The following is a 14,710-nucleotide window of genomic DNA, read 5'->3' as shown; positions in this document are numbered from 1 at the left end:
GCTTATAGCTCAACGATCTTGGCCTCTATCCACGGCTCATTATCCCTATCGGATGTGTAATAGACCACAAACAGATTATCACCATCTATCTCAACAAAATCGCCATAACCGCCGTTGTATAGATCGCCGCTGTATGAGTGGATCCTAAAGACATCCCAGTCAATACCGTCTTTGCTTTTTGCAAGACCAACCCCCCATGAGTCGGCCTCTAAATGCCTAAAAACCATACAGAACATGGAGTTTTTAAGCCGCCTGACCATGGGTGCATGCCCTAATATTTCCAGCCTTTTGGGCTCTGACCAAACAATCAGATCATCGCTCAAAGAATAGTAAAGCTCATACGACGGCTCCCTTGAGCGCATAATAGCCAGAAAGCCCCTATCGGTTTTTACGATGGATGTTTCGTTGAGGTTGGGCTCAAAACCGTCGGGCGTAATGGCCGAGAGGAAGGAAAACTCAAGCCAATCCTCTGTATACAGAAGAAGAGGCGAGGGCTTTTTGTTGTATGCGCCATACGCCGTTGCCACAAACCCATCCTTGAAGGGAATGGGATGCCCAAAGAAGGCAGCAATATCGACACCCTCTATCTGAACCCTTCGTCTATTTTGAGGCAGCTCATCAACGCTAAAACTGCTAACATAGCTTTCGTTTCTTAGACCGTGCTCATAGCTCCTGCTAAACAAAACAAGCCTCTCATCAAAAGGCCCTGAGATGATAGCATCAAGCTCATTATCCCTAAACGGCGTATCAAACACCACAAACTCCTTAAAATCCCTGCTCCTTAGAAGCCTAACCATGCCGCTTGAGCCGTGGGGCTTGGTTGGATCAACAACCCCATCCCTATACGCAACAACGACACCGTCGTTTAGCCTAACTGCAGTGGGGAAGGCCTTATACCTGCCTTTCTGTTTCTTTGCAAGAACGATCGTCTCTTTAATATTCATCACACCGCTCCTCTTTTTCTGCTTCGATGAGCCTATCAACCCTGACAACACCAGACCAGCCGTTTCTTACAAACTCACCCTCCACCTTAACGACATTGCAGGCAAGCCCTTTTATCTTCTCCTTTAGCTTACCCTTCACCAAATAGCTAACCCTCGAGCGGCTTCTGTAATTCGTTATGATAAACACATCATCCCCGTAAACCTTAACAAGCCCCGTCAACACACCTTCCCTTGCATTCAGGTTTTTCCTTGTTGCGTTATCGGCACCGCAGGCAACAACACCAAAACCGACAAACAAAATCAACACAACGCCAACCATATACCTCATCATCCACCTCCATGTTTAAAATATAAATTAATCTATTTACAAAAGCAACCGATTGGAGTATAAGGTAGTGTAAAATTACTTGTGTCACCCTTTGAAGGGAGAGGGGTTATATGTTATAACCCCTCTTTGACACTAACCCTTCAAAGGAGGAAAAACACATGTATGATTTGATTTTTACACAATTGAAGGAAGAATTCAAGTCAATGATTGAAAGGATCATGAAAGAGGAAAGAGACGGGTACTTAGAAGAGAACAAATCAACAAGGGCAAATGGATATTACACAAGGTCACCAAAAACAATATTAGGTCAGATGGAGCTTTCCATCCCCAGAACAAGGGACGGCAAGTTCAAAAGCGATGTATTGCCTGAGAGAAAGAGGGTGATGTTTCTCCTTGATGACATAATAAGGGCAATGTTCGTGTCTGGAGTCTCATCAAGGAAGGCAGGCAAGGTTTTAGAAAATCTCATTGGATGTTCCATATCATCCCAGTTTGCAAGCTATATTTCCGACATACCAAAAGAGGTCATAGAGGAGTTCAAAAACAGAAGGTTGGATGATGAGTATCCAGTCCTATACATAGATGCAACATACCTGCCTCTGAAGAGGGACAGTGTAGAAAAAGAGGCAGTTTATGCTGTTCTGGGATTGAGATACGACGGCAGAAGAAACATACTTGCATACTTCCTACCTGGAGGCAATGAGAATACACAGATGTGGAGAGAGATATTTGAGGACCTAAAATCAAGGGGACTAAAGAATGTCAGAATGATAATCAGCGATGATCTAAAAGGGCTCTCAAGATCAATAGAGGAGGCATTCCCCAAAGCAAAGCATCAGCTATGCTGGTTTCATCTGAAGAAGAACATAAAAAGCAAGGTGAGAAAGAGACACTGGGATGAGATGCTGAAAGAGCTAAACCAGATAATGGAGGCTAAGACCCAAGAGGAGGCAGAACTCTTGATGAATGAGTTCATCGACAAATGGAGTAGGCTCTATAAATCCCTAAACAGCCTAAAAAGTAAAGTCAAGAACTATACACACTTCTCAAACCTCAATGAAAAGATAAAGGTATACTTTTCAACAACAAACTGGATGGAGAGGTGTTTCAAGGAATTAAAGGATTCTTTAAGAATTAGGGGTTATCTCCATTCTGAGGACAGTGCTGAAAAGTTCCTTTACCTTTTCTTCAAAGATAAGGATGAGAAGTATTCATCAAGAAAGCTCAGATACTCTGAATACCTGATGGAGGCTTTTGGATAGATGGGGAAACTAAGTGAACCAAACAGGAAGAGGGGTGACACAAAAAAGTTGACATTGCCGAGTATAAAATGGGTAAGATGAGGTTTGTTTTAATAATAGGCACCATACTCATAATATCCATAAAAGCCTTCGGGGTTGGTTATTCAAACCCACAGGTAAAAAGGGACGGCAACTATTTAGTCTTCTACTACGACTTAGACGGAAACCCCAATCAAGAGGCCGTTGTCGGATTGCAAATAAGGGTAAAAAACCGCATCTATACAACCAGAAACCTCCACCTTGAGGGCGATATAGGTCTAACGCCTCCAGGCCCAAATAAGCGCATATACTGGGATGTGTTCAAGGATTTTCCAAACGGCCTGCCAAAGGACGCAAAGTGGTCCTTGCTGGTTAGACCAACGCATTACACAAACCCCCTGGGCATGAAGTTTGTCTATATACCCGGCGGATGCTTCGAAATGGGCGCAAACCCGCACGATAAGTGGGCGCAAAAAGACGAAAAGCCACCCCATAAGGTCTGCTTAAGCGGCTTCTTTATAGGGCAATACGAGGTAACCAACAGGCAATACAACATGTTCGACCCAAAACACGACAGCGGCGGTGGCAAGCTATACGATTTGAGTAAGCCCAACCAACCGGTGGTAAATGTATCGTGGGATGAGATACAAAAGTTTATAAAATGGCTCTATACAAAAACCGGCGAGGTTTACAGATTGCCAACGGAGGCAGAATGGGAATACGCAGCAAGGGGCGGCCTAAAGAGGGATACATACTGGGATGATGCAAAACAAGCATGCAAATACGCCAATGTTTACGATGAAACGGCATTTGAGAAGCTAAAAAGATACAAAACATCAAAGGTTCACTTCCCATGCAAGGACGGCTACATAGGAACAGCCCCTGTGGGCAGCTTTCTGCCCAACTCATTCGGTCTATACGATATGATAGGAAATGCGGCGGAGTGGTGTTATGACACCTACTATGCAGAGGCTTATAAATACATGAAAAACGCCAAAGACCCGGTCTATCTAAATCCGTATATATCCCTGGCCAAGGTCATAAGAGGGGGAAACTGGCTAACGGCCTACAGATACAACAGGCTATCGGCACGGAGCAACTACCTGCCCGGCTTAAGGGACGATTTTATCGGGTTTCGCCTCGTCTTAGAACCCTAACAAGCCAGTCGAGGGCATACAGATAACCATCAAAACCAAACCCAGATATAACACCCAGGGCTATATCGCTAAAATAGGATTTATGCCTAAACGGCTCTCTTTCAAAGATGTTCGATATATGAACCTCAACAAAAGGCAACCCTACAGCCAAAACAGCATCCCTTAAGGCTATTGAATAGTGGCTAAATGCTGCAGGGTTAAACAGAAAACCGTCAGACTTGCCTTTTAATGCGTGTATGTGTTCTATCAGCTCGCCCTCAAAGTTGGATTGAAAAAATCCAACCTCAACACCCAAAACCCTCGCTTTATCCTCAACCATATTTTTCAAATCATCGAGGGTTTTAGTCCCGTATATATGTGGTTCCCTTTGGCCCAGCATATTGAGATTTGGGCCGTTTATCACCGCTATCCTCATACGGTAAAGGCCATCTTCTTACCGCCAAGCAGATGCATGTGAATGTGGAATACCTCCTGGCCTGAGTCTGGACCGTTATTTATCAAAACCCTATAGCCGCTTTTATCTATACCCAACTCCTTTGCAATCTTGTTGGCTATAACGGCCATATCGCCAATTATATGTTTATTGGAGTCATCTATGTCTGAGAGGTATTCTATGTGCTGCTTGGGGATAATGAGTATATGAACAGGCGCCTTCGGATTAATATCCTTAAAGGCCAAATAATTCTCATCCTCATAAACCTTCTGGCACGGCAACTCTCCATTTACAATCTTGCAAAATACACACATAAATTACCTCCTGATCGTCTCTTCCCTTTTTGCACCGGTGGATATTATTTTGAATTTCGCCCCTACGGTCTTTTCTATGAACTCTATATACCTTCTGGCGTTTTCTGGCAGATCCTCGTATCTTTCTATGCCCTTTGTATTATCCCACCCCTTAAAGCTCTTATAGACGGGCTTGCATTTTGCAAACTCCTCAAGCTGGGACGGAATAAAGCCGATCCTTCTGCCCTCATACTCATAACCAACGCAGACCTTGATCTCATCCATACCGTCAAGCACATCCAGCTTTGTTAAGGCCAGCTCATCCACACCGTTAATCATAACGGCATACTTCACCACTATCAAATCCAGCCAGCCGCACCTTCTTGGCCTGCCCGTCGTCGCACCGTATTCTGCGCCGTTATCCCTGATTCTTTGACCAATCTCATCGGTCAGCTCAGTTGGGAATGGGCCATTTCCTACCCTTGTTGTATACGCCTTAACAACCGCCATAACACTATCCAAGGCCTTAAACGGCAGGCCCGTGCCGATGAATGCCCCTCCAACGGTCGGATTTGAGGAGGTTACAAATGGGTATGTGCCAAAATCCACATCCAACATAGAGCCCTGAGCACTTTCAAAGAGTATACTCCTGCCGTTTCTGTATGCCCCGTTTAGATAATAGACGGTATTGCGGATGTGGGGCTTAAGCTTTTCGGCATAGCCCAAATACTCATCGTATATGGCTTTAGCATCAAACGGTTCTATGGAATACAGCTCACAAAGCCTGTTTATCTCTTTAACATTGGCCTCTATCTTCTCCTTCAAGACATCTGGCAGGAGGAGGTCGCAAACCCTTATGCCAATCCTTGCGTGCTTATCGGTGTATGCAGGCCCTATTCCCCTTTTCGTCGTGCCTATCTTGTTCTCACCCAAGATAGCCTCTTTCCTTGCGTCAAACTCCTTATGGTAAGGCATGACAAGATGTGCCTTCTCGCTTATCATCAACCTCTCATCCACCCTTATGCCCAACCCCTCAAGCGTCGCCTTCTCCTCAACAAAGCTCTTCGGGTCTATAACAACGCCGTTTCCTATAACGCAGATCTTATCCTCCCTCAAAATGCCTGAGGGTATTAAATGCAAAATAAACTTCTTATCGCCAACACAAACCGTATGGCCTGCATTGCTTCCACCCTGATACCTGACAACCAAATCGGCCTCTTCTGTCAATATATCAACAATCTTACCCTTGCCTTCATCACCCCACTGGCTACCTATAACCAACCTGTTCATCTGGAATTCTCCTTCTCATACAAAAAATAACTCAACTCATTCAAATCTATGGCAAACCCGGTGGCAGGTATGTATTTACCAAGCTTCTTTGTTATATTACCGTATCTGCCGCCAACTGCAAGTTTTTTGTTCTCTGCAAATATCTCAAAGGTTATACCGTGGTGATACAGCGGGTATTCACAGTAAAACAGATCGCAGAAAACACCTACATTGCGGTATTTCTCCTTTATCCTCAGCGACAGATCGGCAGCATCAAACCCGCTATCAGCAAGCCTGTCTATATCCATACCGCTTAGGGAGTTAAGCTTCTCAATCCTCTCAATCAAGGCGCTATCAAACCCCTCTTTCTTTATATGGGAGATGTTTTTTAAAAATACAAGCTCTCTTAGTCTATCGGCCCTATCGCCGCTTAAGCCAAACTCACCTATAAGGTTCTCTATTATGTAAGTATCTGAAACCCTGACATACAACCCCTCAATACCCATCAAGGATAGGCTATCTATAGCCAGGCTGACAACCTCAAAATCGGCATCGAGCTCCTTTATACCAAACAGCTCAACGCCTATCTGCTTAAACTCCCTCTTCTTGCCCAAATGCTCCTTTATATCCCTGTAAACATTCTGGGCATAGCAGAGCCTTGCCGGCATCTTGAAATCACCCAGTAAAACCGCCTGCGTTATCTGCAGGGTTATGTCGGCCCTTAAGATCATCGTCTGGCCGCTGTTTTTATCGACTATTTTAAACAGCTTGTTCTTCAGCGGTTCAAACAAAAACTCACTTACGCTATCCTCATAGACAAAGGTCGGGGTTATTATCTCCTCATACCCCTTCGACTTAAAAAACTCAATTATTGTATTCTCCGCTTTCCTTCTTATAGAGGTTAAAGGCTCAAAAAACTGAACAACGCCTGATGGAATCCTATTCATCGGCAAATATCTCCATAGCCCTCTTTATACCCTCACCAAATGCCGCATCCACGCCAAGCCTCTTTAGGGCTATCTCAAGCGTCGATATACCCATGAGTATATCTGCCTTGTCAAAGTATCCAAGATGGGCAATCCTGAATATCTTACCCTTCAGATGCCCCTGGCCGTTTGATATCTCAACGCCGTAATCCCTCATAACGCTTATAATCTTTGATGAATCTATGCCATCCGGCGCATATATAGCCGTTAATGAGTTTGCAGGCCTTTTAGACAAAAGCCTCAAACCCAGGGCCCTGCAGGCCTCCTGCGTTGCTTTTGCCAAGAGCGCATGCCTTCTAAAGACATTCTCAAGCCCCTCATCAAGCAATCTCTTAAATGCGGCATTCAAACCCATAACAAGGCTAACCGCCGGTGTAAACTTGCCCGCACCGGCCTCGATTTCGCCCAATATGTCAAAATAGTAATACCTGTTCTTTGTCTTCTTTATCTTCTCTTTGGCCTTATCCGAAACGGCAAGCAGGGATAAACCGGGCGGCAGCATCAACGCCTTTTGAGAGCCTGTTATGGCTATGTCTATGCCCCACTCATCGGTCTTTACATCGATGGCGCCGTATGCCGTTATACCGTCCACAACAAACAAAACATCGGGGTAATACTCCTTCAACATCAGGCCTATCTCATCTATAGGATGGTATGTGGCTGTTGAGGTCTCCGATGCCTGTATATAGACGGCCTTTACATCGCCGTTGTCATCCAAGGCCTTCTTTATATCCTCAGGCTTTGCATAATCGCCGTATTCATAGGTTAACTCAATCGGATTAGCGCCAAAGGCCCTTACAAGCTTTGTCCACCTCTCGCCAAACTTACCGGCATTTACCGTTATAGCCTTCTCATTTTCGTTCAAGACATTTGAAACGGCCGCTTCCATGGCGCCTGAGCCGCTTGAGGCAAACACAACCACATCGTTTCTCGTCTGGAATATGGGTTTTGCAAGCTCTATTGTTTCTGCAAACACCTGCTTAAACTCTTTAGTCCTGTGGTGGATTATGGGTCTTGCCATAGTTAGCGCTATATCCTCAGGCACCGGAGTAGGCCCGGGCGTCAAGAGATGTCTTTTCATAGCTATACTCCTACCAGTTTATGGATTTTACATTACCGAGGCAGGTTATATGAAACCTATTCAGATCTATTAAGTCTATTACCTGTTGAATATCATCTAAGCTCACCTTGTTGATCCTGTCCATGATGTAATCCTCACTGACATAATCGCCGTATAGAATCGTATCTATGGCCTGTTTTACCATAACGGAATAGGAGGATTCAAGCGATAAGGCATAGCCGCCGTTGAAGTTGGTCTTTGCGTTCTCAAGCTCCTCTTTGGTCAGTCCGTCCTTCTTTAGCTTTTCAAGCTCGTATCTAATCGCATCGATGAGGTGTTGAGCCCTGTCGTTGGAGGTTGCAGCAAATATCAGAAACATCCCGCCCTTGCTGTAAAGCTTCACAGAGGAATAGATGCTATAGCACAACGATTTCTCCTCCCTTATCGACTGAAACAGCCTTGAGCTCATTGTGGCACCGAAGCTGCTGTTTAGAAGCGAAGCGGCATACTTTCTATCATCATAAACACTAAACAGTTCACACCCCATCACAACATTGGCCTGGGCTATATCCCTTTCGATAACATCAACACCGCTTTTAAATTCAAACCTCAACTCCACCTCTGGCCTGGGCTGGACATACTCATCAAAGAAGAACCTATCGCCAACATCAAAATCAAACCTATCCACATCACCGCCGACGGCCGAGATTATCATCTCCTCAGGCCTGTAAAACTTACCCAAAAACCTAAGCAAATCCTCCCTGGTGTATGAGAGTATATGCTCCTTTGTGCCTAAAATGGGCTTGCCGAAGCTTGTGGGTATGGCGTTTTCCAAAAACGCCTCATAAACAGCATCGTCGGGGTTGTCGTTGGTCATGTTGATTTCCTCTATTATTACACCCTTCTCCTTTTCAAGCTCCACTGCATCTATAACGGAGTTGGTAATTATGTCGGCAAGCACATCGAAGGCCATCGGTATATAGTCCTTCAACACCTTTATATAAAAACCCGTATACTCAGTGGATGTAAAGGCGTTTATAACGCCCCCCAGCTTATCTATATCGGCCGCTATCTCCTTATAGCTTCGTCTCTTTGTGCCCTTAAAGAGCATATGTTCAATAAAATGGGCAAGACCCCTCTCTTTTTCATTCTCAAAGGCACTCCCGGCAGGCACAAATATACCCACCGAGGCGCTCTTTGTGTCTTTCTTAATTCTTTTTATCTTCATCAGGATTTTCGTTCAAAAGAATCTTTCTGCTTAAGGCTATTCTGCCAAGCTCGTCTATGTTTGTAACCTTAACCTTTACCCTATCGCCTATGCGCAAAACATCGTAAATGTTTGAGATTCTATCGTTGGAGATCTGAGAGATGTGCAGCAGCCCTTCCTTGTTGGGCAGAAGCTTTATGAAGGCGCCGTATTTCTCAATCCTCGTCACAACACCCTCAACTATGTCGCCCTCTTTGATGGTGGTCGTTATCTCCTTTATTATCTCCATCGCCTCATCGAGCTTAGAATCCATCGTGCCGTAAACATTGATCTTGCCATCGGGATTTATATCTATCTTAACATTGGTTCTCTCTATGATCGATTTTATCGTCTTGCCGCCAGGGCCAATAAGGTCTTTTATCTTCTCTGGATCTATGTTCAAGGTTCTGATCTGTGGCGCATACTTAGATATGGATGGTCTTGGACTATCCAAAACGGCAAGCATCTTATTCAGAATAAACAGCCTTGCCTCTTTTGCCCTCTGCAGGGCCTCCTTAAGCAGGGCAGCATCAACGCCGGTTATCTTTATATCCATCTGTAGGGCCGTTATGCCGTCCTTTGTGCCTGCAACCTTGAAGTCCATATCGCCGTAATGGTCCTCATCGCCCAGGATGTCTGTAAGTATCACATACCCGCCTTCGTATTTTATCAAGCCCATGGCAACACCGCTTACGGGCTTCTTGATAGGAACACCGGCATCCATCAACGAGAGCGTCGAACCACAAACCGTGGCCATGGAGCTTGAACCGTTGGATTCGAGGATATCCGAAACCACCCTTATGGCGTAGGGGAATTCATCCTCACTGGGCAACACAGGCTCTATAGCCCTCTTTGCCAGATTGCCGTGGCCTATCTCCCTCCTGCCAGGAGGGCCTAAACGCTTAACCTCACCCGTTGAGAACGGCAGGAAGTTGTAATGGAGCATAAACCTCTCATAGCCCTCTTCTGATACATCGTCTATAATCTGGGCATCCTCCCTTGAGCCAAGCGTCGTTGCAACCAGAGCCTGCGTTTCACCCCTGGTGAAGACCGCAGAACCGTGAGCCCTGGGTAAAACACCCACCTCGCAGGTGATAGGCCTTATCTCATCCAGACCCCTTCCGTCTATTCTTGTTCCTGTGTTTATGATCTTGGTTCTAACGATGTTTTTAACAACATCCTCAAAGGCTGCGGCCGTCTTTTCCTCGATGAATTCCTCATCCTCAAATTCTGATACAACCTTCTCTTTCACATTGTTGAAGATCGCCTCTATCGTTGAATTCCTCTTTTTCTTCTCCTTTATGTTTACAGCCTCCATCAACTCATCTGCTGCAAGCTCCTCGATCTTGTTGACTATCTGCTCAGAAACATCGATGGGTATGTACTCCCTTTTGGGCTTTGCCGCCTTTTGTATGATCTCCTCCTGTGCATCAAGCAGGGCATCCAGATGCTTCTTGCCGAACATGATGGCCTCAACCATCTCGTCCTCATCAAGCTCCACCGCCCCTGCCTCAATCATATTGATGGCATCTTTTGTTCCTGCCAAAACCAGGTTGAGCCTGGAGGCCTCTAAATCCTTCAATGAAGCAAACACATCGAATCTATTGTCTATCTTGGAGACCCTAACACCGGCAACAGGCCCCAAGAACGGTATATCAGACAGGCACAAAGCGCAACTTGCAGCCAGGATACTGATAACGGCCGGGTCGTTTTCCTGATCTGCGCTTATCGTTGTGACTATCACCTGTATCTCTTGTTTGTAATCCTTGGGAAACAAAGGCCTGATGGAGCGGTCTATCAGTCTTGAGACAAGCGTCTCATGCACAGAGGGTTTACCCTCCCTTTTCACAAAACCGCCTGGAATCTTGCCGGCTGCATAGAATCGCTCCTGATAATTGACAGTCAACGGCAAGAAGTCCAAAAACTCCTTGGGTGGCTCCTTTGACGATACGGCGGTGGCAAGCACCATGGTATCGCCCATCCTAACCACACAGGCACCATCGGCCTGTTTTGCATACCACCCCGTCTCTATTGAAAGTTTCTTTCCATTTATGGTTCTTTCGACAATGGTCATAGGCTTAGCCCTTTAGACCAAGTTCTGTAACGACCTTCTTATACTCTTCGAAATTGTAATTCCTCAGATACTTAAGCAGCTTCCTTCTTCTGCCAACGAGCTTCAACAATCCCCTTCTTGAGTGGAAGTCCTTTGGATGCTCCTTGAAGTGCTCCGTCAGGTATTTTATCCTTGCCGTCAACAGGGCTATCTGAACAGCAGGGGAACCCGTATCGTTCTCATTGGCTCCAAATTTCTTGATTATCTCCTGCTTCTGTTGTTTGTCTAACGCCATACTCCTCTCCTTCCAAAAATTTTCCACGCTTATATTATACAAAAGGCCTGTCTTTGTAAAGTTTTTTATAATCCAAACCAGCAAACAAAATACCAGTATCAGGCAAAAAAATCAACCGCCGAATTTTTAGCTTTTTTTCTTGCCCAACGACAAAGTCATGTTCTATACTAAACTACGGTAAAAAAATGTAAGGGGAGTTTTTATGGCAAAGAAATACATATTTATAACGGGCGGCGTTGTTTCATCCCTGGGAAAGGGCATAACAAGCGCATCGTTGGGTTTTTTGCTTCTATCTTACGGTCTTAAGGTCTCCATAGTAAAGATAGACCCATACATAAATGTCGACCCAGGCACAATGAATCCGTATCAGCACGGTGAGGTCTATGTGTTAGACGATGGGGCAGAGACCGATTTAGACTTGGGCCATTACGAAAGATTCACCAACCTAACGCTTTCCAAAAAAAACAACTTCACCACCGGGCAGGTCTATTTTACCGTCATAACAAAGGAACGCAGGGGCGATTATTTGGGTAAGACCGTTCAGGTTATACCCCACATAACAAACGAGATAAAAAGGAGAATAAAAGAGGCAGGCAAGGATAAGGATGTATTGATAGTGGAAATCGGCGGAACGATAGGCGATATAGAGGGTCTGCCCTTCCTTGAGGCGATACGCCAGATGGGATACGATGTCGGCAGGCAAAACTGCCTTTACATACACCTAACCCTCGTGCCTTACATAAAAACAGCGGGTGAGCTAAAAACCAAACCCACGCAGCACAGTGTAAAGGAGCTTCAATCACTCGGTATATCGCCCGACATCATCGTCTGCAGGAGTGAAAAAAGGCTAAACAACGAATCAAAAGAGAAGATAGCGATGTTCTGCAATGTGGAAAAGAGGGCTGTTATAAACGCCGTCGATGTCAGCACGGTCTATGAGATTCCCCTAAAATTCAAAGAGGAGGGGCTTGATAGACTCATCATAGAGAAATTAGGTATCGAGACAAACAAAGAGGACGATTTAGACGAATGGAAGGAGATGGTAAACTCCATAAAAAAACCCAAAGACAGCACAACAATAGCCTTTGTGGGCAAGTATGTCGGCCTAAAGGAGTCATACAAGAGCCTGATAGAATCGTTTATACATGCAGGCGCCAGCATGAACATAAAGGTCAACCTAAAATGGATAGAGGCGGAGGATTTAGAAGAGGAAGGGGCGCTGGAGAATCTGTTGGCCGATGTGGACGGCATCCTGGTGCCTGGCGGATTTGGCTCAAGGGGAATCGAGGGCAAGATAAAGGCCGTAAGGTATGCAAGGGAAAACAAGATACCGTTTTTGGGCATCTGCCTGGGTATGCAGACGGCCGTTGTCGAGTTTGCCAGACATGTGGCAGGCCTAAAAGGAGCCCATTCGTCTGAATTTGACAAAGAGGCAGAACATAAGGTTATACACCTTGCAACAAAATGGGAAAAGGAAGGTCAGATCATAGAAAGGGATGAGACATCCGACAAGGGTGGCACGATGAGATTGGGCGCATATCCGTGTCAGATAAAAACAGGAACGCTGGCATGGAATATATATAAGAAAAAGAACATATCCGAAAGGCACAGACATAGGTATGAGTTCAATAACGCATACAGGGACATACTCTCTCAACATGGACTAACAATAAGTGGTGAAAGTCCGGATGGCGAATTCGTGGAGATAATCGAGTTGAAAGACCACCCGTTCTTTATCGGCGTGCAGTTCCATCCGGAGTTTAAATCAAGACCACTAAAGCCACACCCTGTAATCAAGGCGTTTGTGGAAAAGAGCTATGAATCAAAGACAGCTAAAGACAGCCATCAATAGCGGCAAGGTCTCAAATCTATACATATTTTGCGGTGAGGACTATTTCTTAAAAAACCTCTATGTAAAGAGGATAGCCAAAACAAAGAATGCCACTGTAAAAAGGATAGCAATAGAAACAGAAGAAGAGCTAAAGGAGGCCAACGCAAGGGCATTATCGGGCTCTCTGTTTGAGAAAAAACCGACCTTATTCCACTGCCTTCTGGGTTTTGAGCCTAAAAAAAACACCATCAAACCCCCTCATTTCAATATATTGATACTGGATGTTGAGTCATGCAAAAAGGAAGACGAATACACGGTAAAATTCGAGCCACCTAAAAGGTCAGAGATAGCCTCGTTTATCAAGGGGGTCGTATCAAAAGCAAAAAAGGATATATCGAATGAAGCAATAGAACTGCTAACGGCCGCATTCGAGGGAAAAAGCACCGCTATGCTGAAAAACACGCTCGATGAGATACTGCTTCTAAGCCTGAATAAACAAAAAATAGAGGCAGACGATGTGAAGGCGTGCCTGAAAATCACATCAAACATAGACATCAAGGAGATTATAGACCTAACAAGAAAGGGCAGCCTGCAACAGATAACAGAACGGCTGGATGAGATACTATCCCAGATGCCTCCACAGCTTTTTATTCACATATTCTCCTCTGAAATCACAAAGATTATCGCAAGCTGCTATTTGAGTGACAACTGCCTAAAGGAGCATTTACGGGTTTACTATCCATCCAATTATAAACAGCTGTGCAAAAGGATCGGCAAAAACAACCTCTTAAAGCTTGTAAAATCCCTCTATGAGATAGACAAGATATTGAAAAGCTCATCGGAGGAATCAACAGAAACAATAATAAAGGCGAGGTTGATGTTATGGGCGCAGGGGTTTTAGAAAAAGACGGCTTTTACCTTCTATACAACGACGCTTTCGAAATAAAAATAAATCCGGAATCGGCCGCCATGGAGGAGTGGCTCATCAAGACAAAACAGATAAGCCTTTTAAACAAACCCTCCTGTGTCGACCTGATCGACTCAAAACCCGTAAAACCGTATTATTTGACTTCGACAACCACCTCCATAACCTTTGAATATCAAACCCACTTTGGCCTTATCAAGAAGGTATACAGCATAGACCACATAAGGCTAATTGTCGATATATACTTAATCTCTTCTTCGGCGGTAAAGCTATCGTATTGCACACAACTCAACATAGAACCACAAAACCTGAGCATATTTATGGTTGGAAAGGAAGAGTTTAATATAGAAAAACAATCAATCGAGGCAGAGGATCTTTTACTAATCAACAAACCAAAGGACATGTATCTGGGTTTTATATTTAAAGAAAAGGCACATCTAAACATTATACCCTCGGACTCTTTGCAGTTCAGCCTGACAACGGATGTATCCCTTTTGCCCAATGATATGTTCATGATTTCTTATACATCCTCGCTTGTTTAAAATTTTAAACTTGATTTATTCATAAATTTGGGTTATGTTCATAATAGTGAAAGTTTTTTAAAAAGAAA

At 44.6% G+C, this 14,710-nt stretch carries 15 protein-coding genes; 5 read left to right on the top strand and 10 right to left on the bottom strand.

Going from position 1 to position 14,710, the window contains the following annotated elements; genetic code table 11:
- Window positions 1-2: 2 nt before the first annotated feature.
- The gene (locus D891_RS0100710) at window positions 3-944 is read right to left on the bottom strand and encodes a sialidase family protein (protein ID WP_025209131.1); all 942 of its coding nucleotides are present in this window, start codon (window positions 942-944) and stop codon (window positions 3-5) included.
- Window positions 934-1,272, bottom strand: a complete 339-nt coding sequence (locus D891_RS0100705; protein ID WP_025209130.1) for a hypothetical protein — start codon at window positions 1,270-1,272, stop codon at window positions 934-936. Before D891_RS0100705 ends, D891_RS0100710 begins: the two co-directional genes overlap by 11 nt.
- A gap of 158 nt (window positions 1,273-1,430) precedes the next feature.
- On the opposite strand from D891_RS0100705, the gene D891_RS0100700 reads away from it, so the two are divergent.
- Together D891_RS0100700 and D891_RS0100690 are read left to right on the top strand one after the other, a co-directional pair.
- Window positions 1,431-2,534 carry an IS256 family transposase gene (locus D891_RS0100700; RefSeq protein WP_025209129.1) on the top strand — a complete coding sequence of 368 codons (1,104 nt, stop codon included), beginning with the start codon at window positions 1,431-1,433 and terminating at the stop codon, window positions 2,532-2,534.
- Window positions 2,535-2,611: 77 nt separating this feature from the next.
- Window positions 2,612-3,709: a formylglycine-generating enzyme family protein gene (locus tag D891_RS0100690; RefSeq protein WP_025209128.1), complete on the top strand. Its 1,098-nt coding sequence runs from the start codon at window positions 2,612-2,614 to the stop codon at window positions 3,707-3,709.
- On the opposite strand, the gene aroQ is transcribed toward D891_RS0100690, so the two are convergent.
- From aroQ to rpsO, 8 genes are read right to left on the bottom strand one after another with little or no spacing between them, the layout of a single operon-like run.
- Window positions 3,678-4,124, bottom strand: coding sequence for a type II 3-dehydroquinate dehydratase (aroQ, locus tag D891_RS0100685; RefSeq protein ID WP_025209127.1), 447 nt, complete (start codon window positions 4,122-4,124; stop codon window positions 3,678-3,680). The two genes, D891_RS0100690 and aroQ, sit on opposite strands and share 32 nt — an antisense overlap.
- Window positions 4,121-4,456 (bottom strand): histidine triad nucleotide-binding protein, encoded by a 336-nt coding sequence (locus D891_RS0100680; RefSeq protein ID WP_025209126.1) that lies wholly within the window; start codon window positions 4,454-4,456, stop codon window positions 4,121-4,123. Before D891_RS0100680 ends, aroQ begins: the two co-directional genes overlap by 4 nt.
- Before the next feature lie 3 nt (window positions 4,457-4,459).
- Window positions 4,460-5,725 (bottom strand): adenylosuccinate synthase, encoded by a 1,266-nt coding sequence (locus D891_RS0100675; RefSeq protein ID WP_025209125.1) that lies wholly within the window; start codon window positions 5,723-5,725, stop codon window positions 4,460-4,462.
- On the bottom strand, window positions 5,722-6,651 hold the full coding sequence (locus D891_RS0100670; protein WP_025209124.1) for an ATP phosphoribosyltransferase regulatory subunit: 930 nt from the start codon (window positions 6,649-6,651) through the stop codon (window positions 5,722-5,724). The genes D891_RS0100675 and D891_RS0100670 overlap by 4 nt, the downstream gene beginning before the upstream one ends.
- Entirely contained in the window at window positions 6,644-7,771 is a 1,128-nt protein-coding gene (locus tag D891_RS0100665) for a pyridoxal-phosphate-dependent aminotransferase family protein (protein WP_029951858.1), read from the bottom strand. Before D891_RS0100665 ends, D891_RS0100670 begins: the two co-directional genes overlap by 8 nt.
- A gap of 10 nt (window positions 7,772-7,781) precedes the next feature.
- The gene (locus D891_RS0100660) at window positions 7,782-8,978 is read right to left on the bottom strand and encodes a M16 family metallopeptidase (RefSeq protein WP_025209122.1); all 1,197 of its coding nucleotides are present in this window, start codon (window positions 8,976-8,978) and stop codon (window positions 7,782-7,784) included.
- Entirely contained in the window at window positions 8,959-11,070 is a 2,112-nt protein-coding gene (gene pnp / locus D891_RS0100655; RefSeq protein ID WP_025209121.1) for a polyribonucleotide nucleotidyltransferase, read from the bottom strand. The genes D891_RS0100660 and pnp overlap by 20 nt, the downstream gene beginning before the upstream one ends.
- Before the next feature lie 4 nt (window positions 11,071-11,074).
- Window positions 11,075-11,344, bottom strand: coding sequence for a 30S ribosomal protein S15 (rpsO, locus tag D891_RS0100650; protein WP_025209120.1), 270 nt, complete (start codon window positions 11,342-11,344; stop codon window positions 11,075-11,077).
- Window positions 11,345-11,546: 202 nt separating this feature from the next.
- Here rpsO and D891_RS0100645 point away from each other — a divergent pair, with 202 nt between their 5' ends.
- The 3 genes from D891_RS0100645 to D891_RS0100635 are packed head-to-tail and all read left to right on the top strand — an operon-like array spanning window position 11,547 to window position 14,642.
- Complete coding sequence (locus D891_RS0100645; RefSeq protein ID WP_025209119.1) at window positions 11,547-13,196, top strand: CTP synthase; 1,650 nt, start codon at window positions 11,547-11,549, stop codon at window positions 13,194-13,196.
- Window positions 13,162-14,076, top strand: a complete 915-nt coding sequence (locus D891_RS0100640) for a DNA polymerase III subunit delta (RefSeq protein ID WP_025209118.1) — start codon at window positions 13,162-13,164, stop codon at window positions 14,074-14,076. Before D891_RS0100645 ends, D891_RS0100640 begins: the two co-directional genes overlap by 35 nt.
- Complete coding sequence (locus D891_RS0100635; RefSeq protein WP_025209117.1) at window positions 14,058-14,642, top strand: hypothetical protein; 585 nt, start codon at window positions 14,058-14,060, stop codon at window positions 14,640-14,642. Before D891_RS0100640 ends, D891_RS0100635 begins: the two co-directional genes overlap by 19 nt.
- Window positions 14,643-14,710: the final 68 nt, after the last annotated feature.

Origin of the sequence: Hippea sp. KM1, assembly GCF_000526195.1 — a bacterium.
Lineage (GTDB): Bacteria > Campylobacterota_A > Desulfurellia > Desulfurellales > Hippeaceae > Hippea.
The sequence above is the reverse complement of the archived record's forward strand: the minus strand, read 5'-3'. Positions and strand labels throughout refer to the sequence as shown.

What these genes read in the sequence shown, in the direction of transcription:
- D891_RS0100710 (WP_025209131.1), bottom strand. Translation starts at nt 944, where the DNA reads ATGAATATTAAAGAGACGATCGTTCTTGCAAAGAAACAGAAAGGCAGG.
- D891_RS0100705 (WP_025209130.1), bottom strand. Translation starts at nt 1,272, where the DNA reads ATGAGGTATATGGTTGGCGTTGTGTTGATTTTGTTTGTCGGTTTTGGT.
- D891_RS0100700 (WP_025209129.1), top strand. Translation starts at nt 1,431, where the DNA reads ATGTATGATTTGATTTTTACACAATTGAAGGAAGAATTCAAGTCAATG.
- D891_RS0100690 (WP_025209128.1), top strand. Translation starts at nt 2,612, where the DNA reads ATGAGGTTTGTTTTAATAATAGGCACCATACTCATAATATCCATAAAA.
- aroQ (WP_025209127.1), bottom strand. Translation starts at nt 4,124, where the DNA reads ATGAGGATAGCGGTGATAAACGGCCCAAATCTCAATATGCTGGGCCAA.
- D891_RS0100680 (WP_025209126.1), bottom strand. Translation starts at nt 4,456, where the DNA reads ATGTGTGTATTTTGCAAGATTGTAAATGGAGAGTTGCCGTGCCAGAAG.
- D891_RS0100675 (WP_025209125.1), bottom strand. Translation starts at nt 5,725, where the DNA reads ATGAACAGGTTGGTTATAGGTAGCCAGTGGGGTGATGAAGGCAAGGGT.
- D891_RS0100670 (WP_025209124.1), bottom strand. Translation starts at nt 6,651, where the DNA reads ATGAATAGGATTCCATCAGGCGTTGTTCAGTTTTTTGAGCCTTTAACC.
- D891_RS0100665 (WP_029951858.1), bottom strand. Translation starts at nt 7,771, where the DNA reads ATGAAAAGACATCTCTTGACGCCCGGGCCTACTCCGGTGCCTGAGGAT.
- D891_RS0100660 (WP_025209122.1), bottom strand. Translation starts at nt 8,978, where the DNA reads ATGAAGATAAAAAGAATTAAGAAAGACACAAAGAGCGCCTCGGTGGGT.
- pnp (WP_025209121.1), bottom strand. Translation starts at nt 11,070, where the DNA reads ATGACCATTGTCGAAAGAACCATAAATGGAAAGAAACTTTCAATAGAG.
- rpsO (WP_025209120.1), bottom strand. Translation starts at nt 11,344, where the DNA reads ATGGCGTTAGACAAACAACAGAAGCAGGAGATAATCAAGAAATTTGGA.
- D891_RS0100645 (WP_025209119.1), top strand. Translation starts at nt 11,547, where the DNA reads ATGGCAAAGAAATACATATTTATAACGGGCGGCGTTGTTTCATCCCTG.
- D891_RS0100640 (WP_025209118.1), top strand. Translation starts at nt 13,162, where the DNA reads ATGAATCAAAGACAGCTAAAGACAGCCATCAATAGCGGCAAGGTCTCA.
- D891_RS0100635 (WP_025209117.1), top strand. Translation starts at nt 14,058, where the DNA reads ATGGGCGCAGGGGTTTTAGAAAAAGACGGCTTTTACCTTCTATACAAC.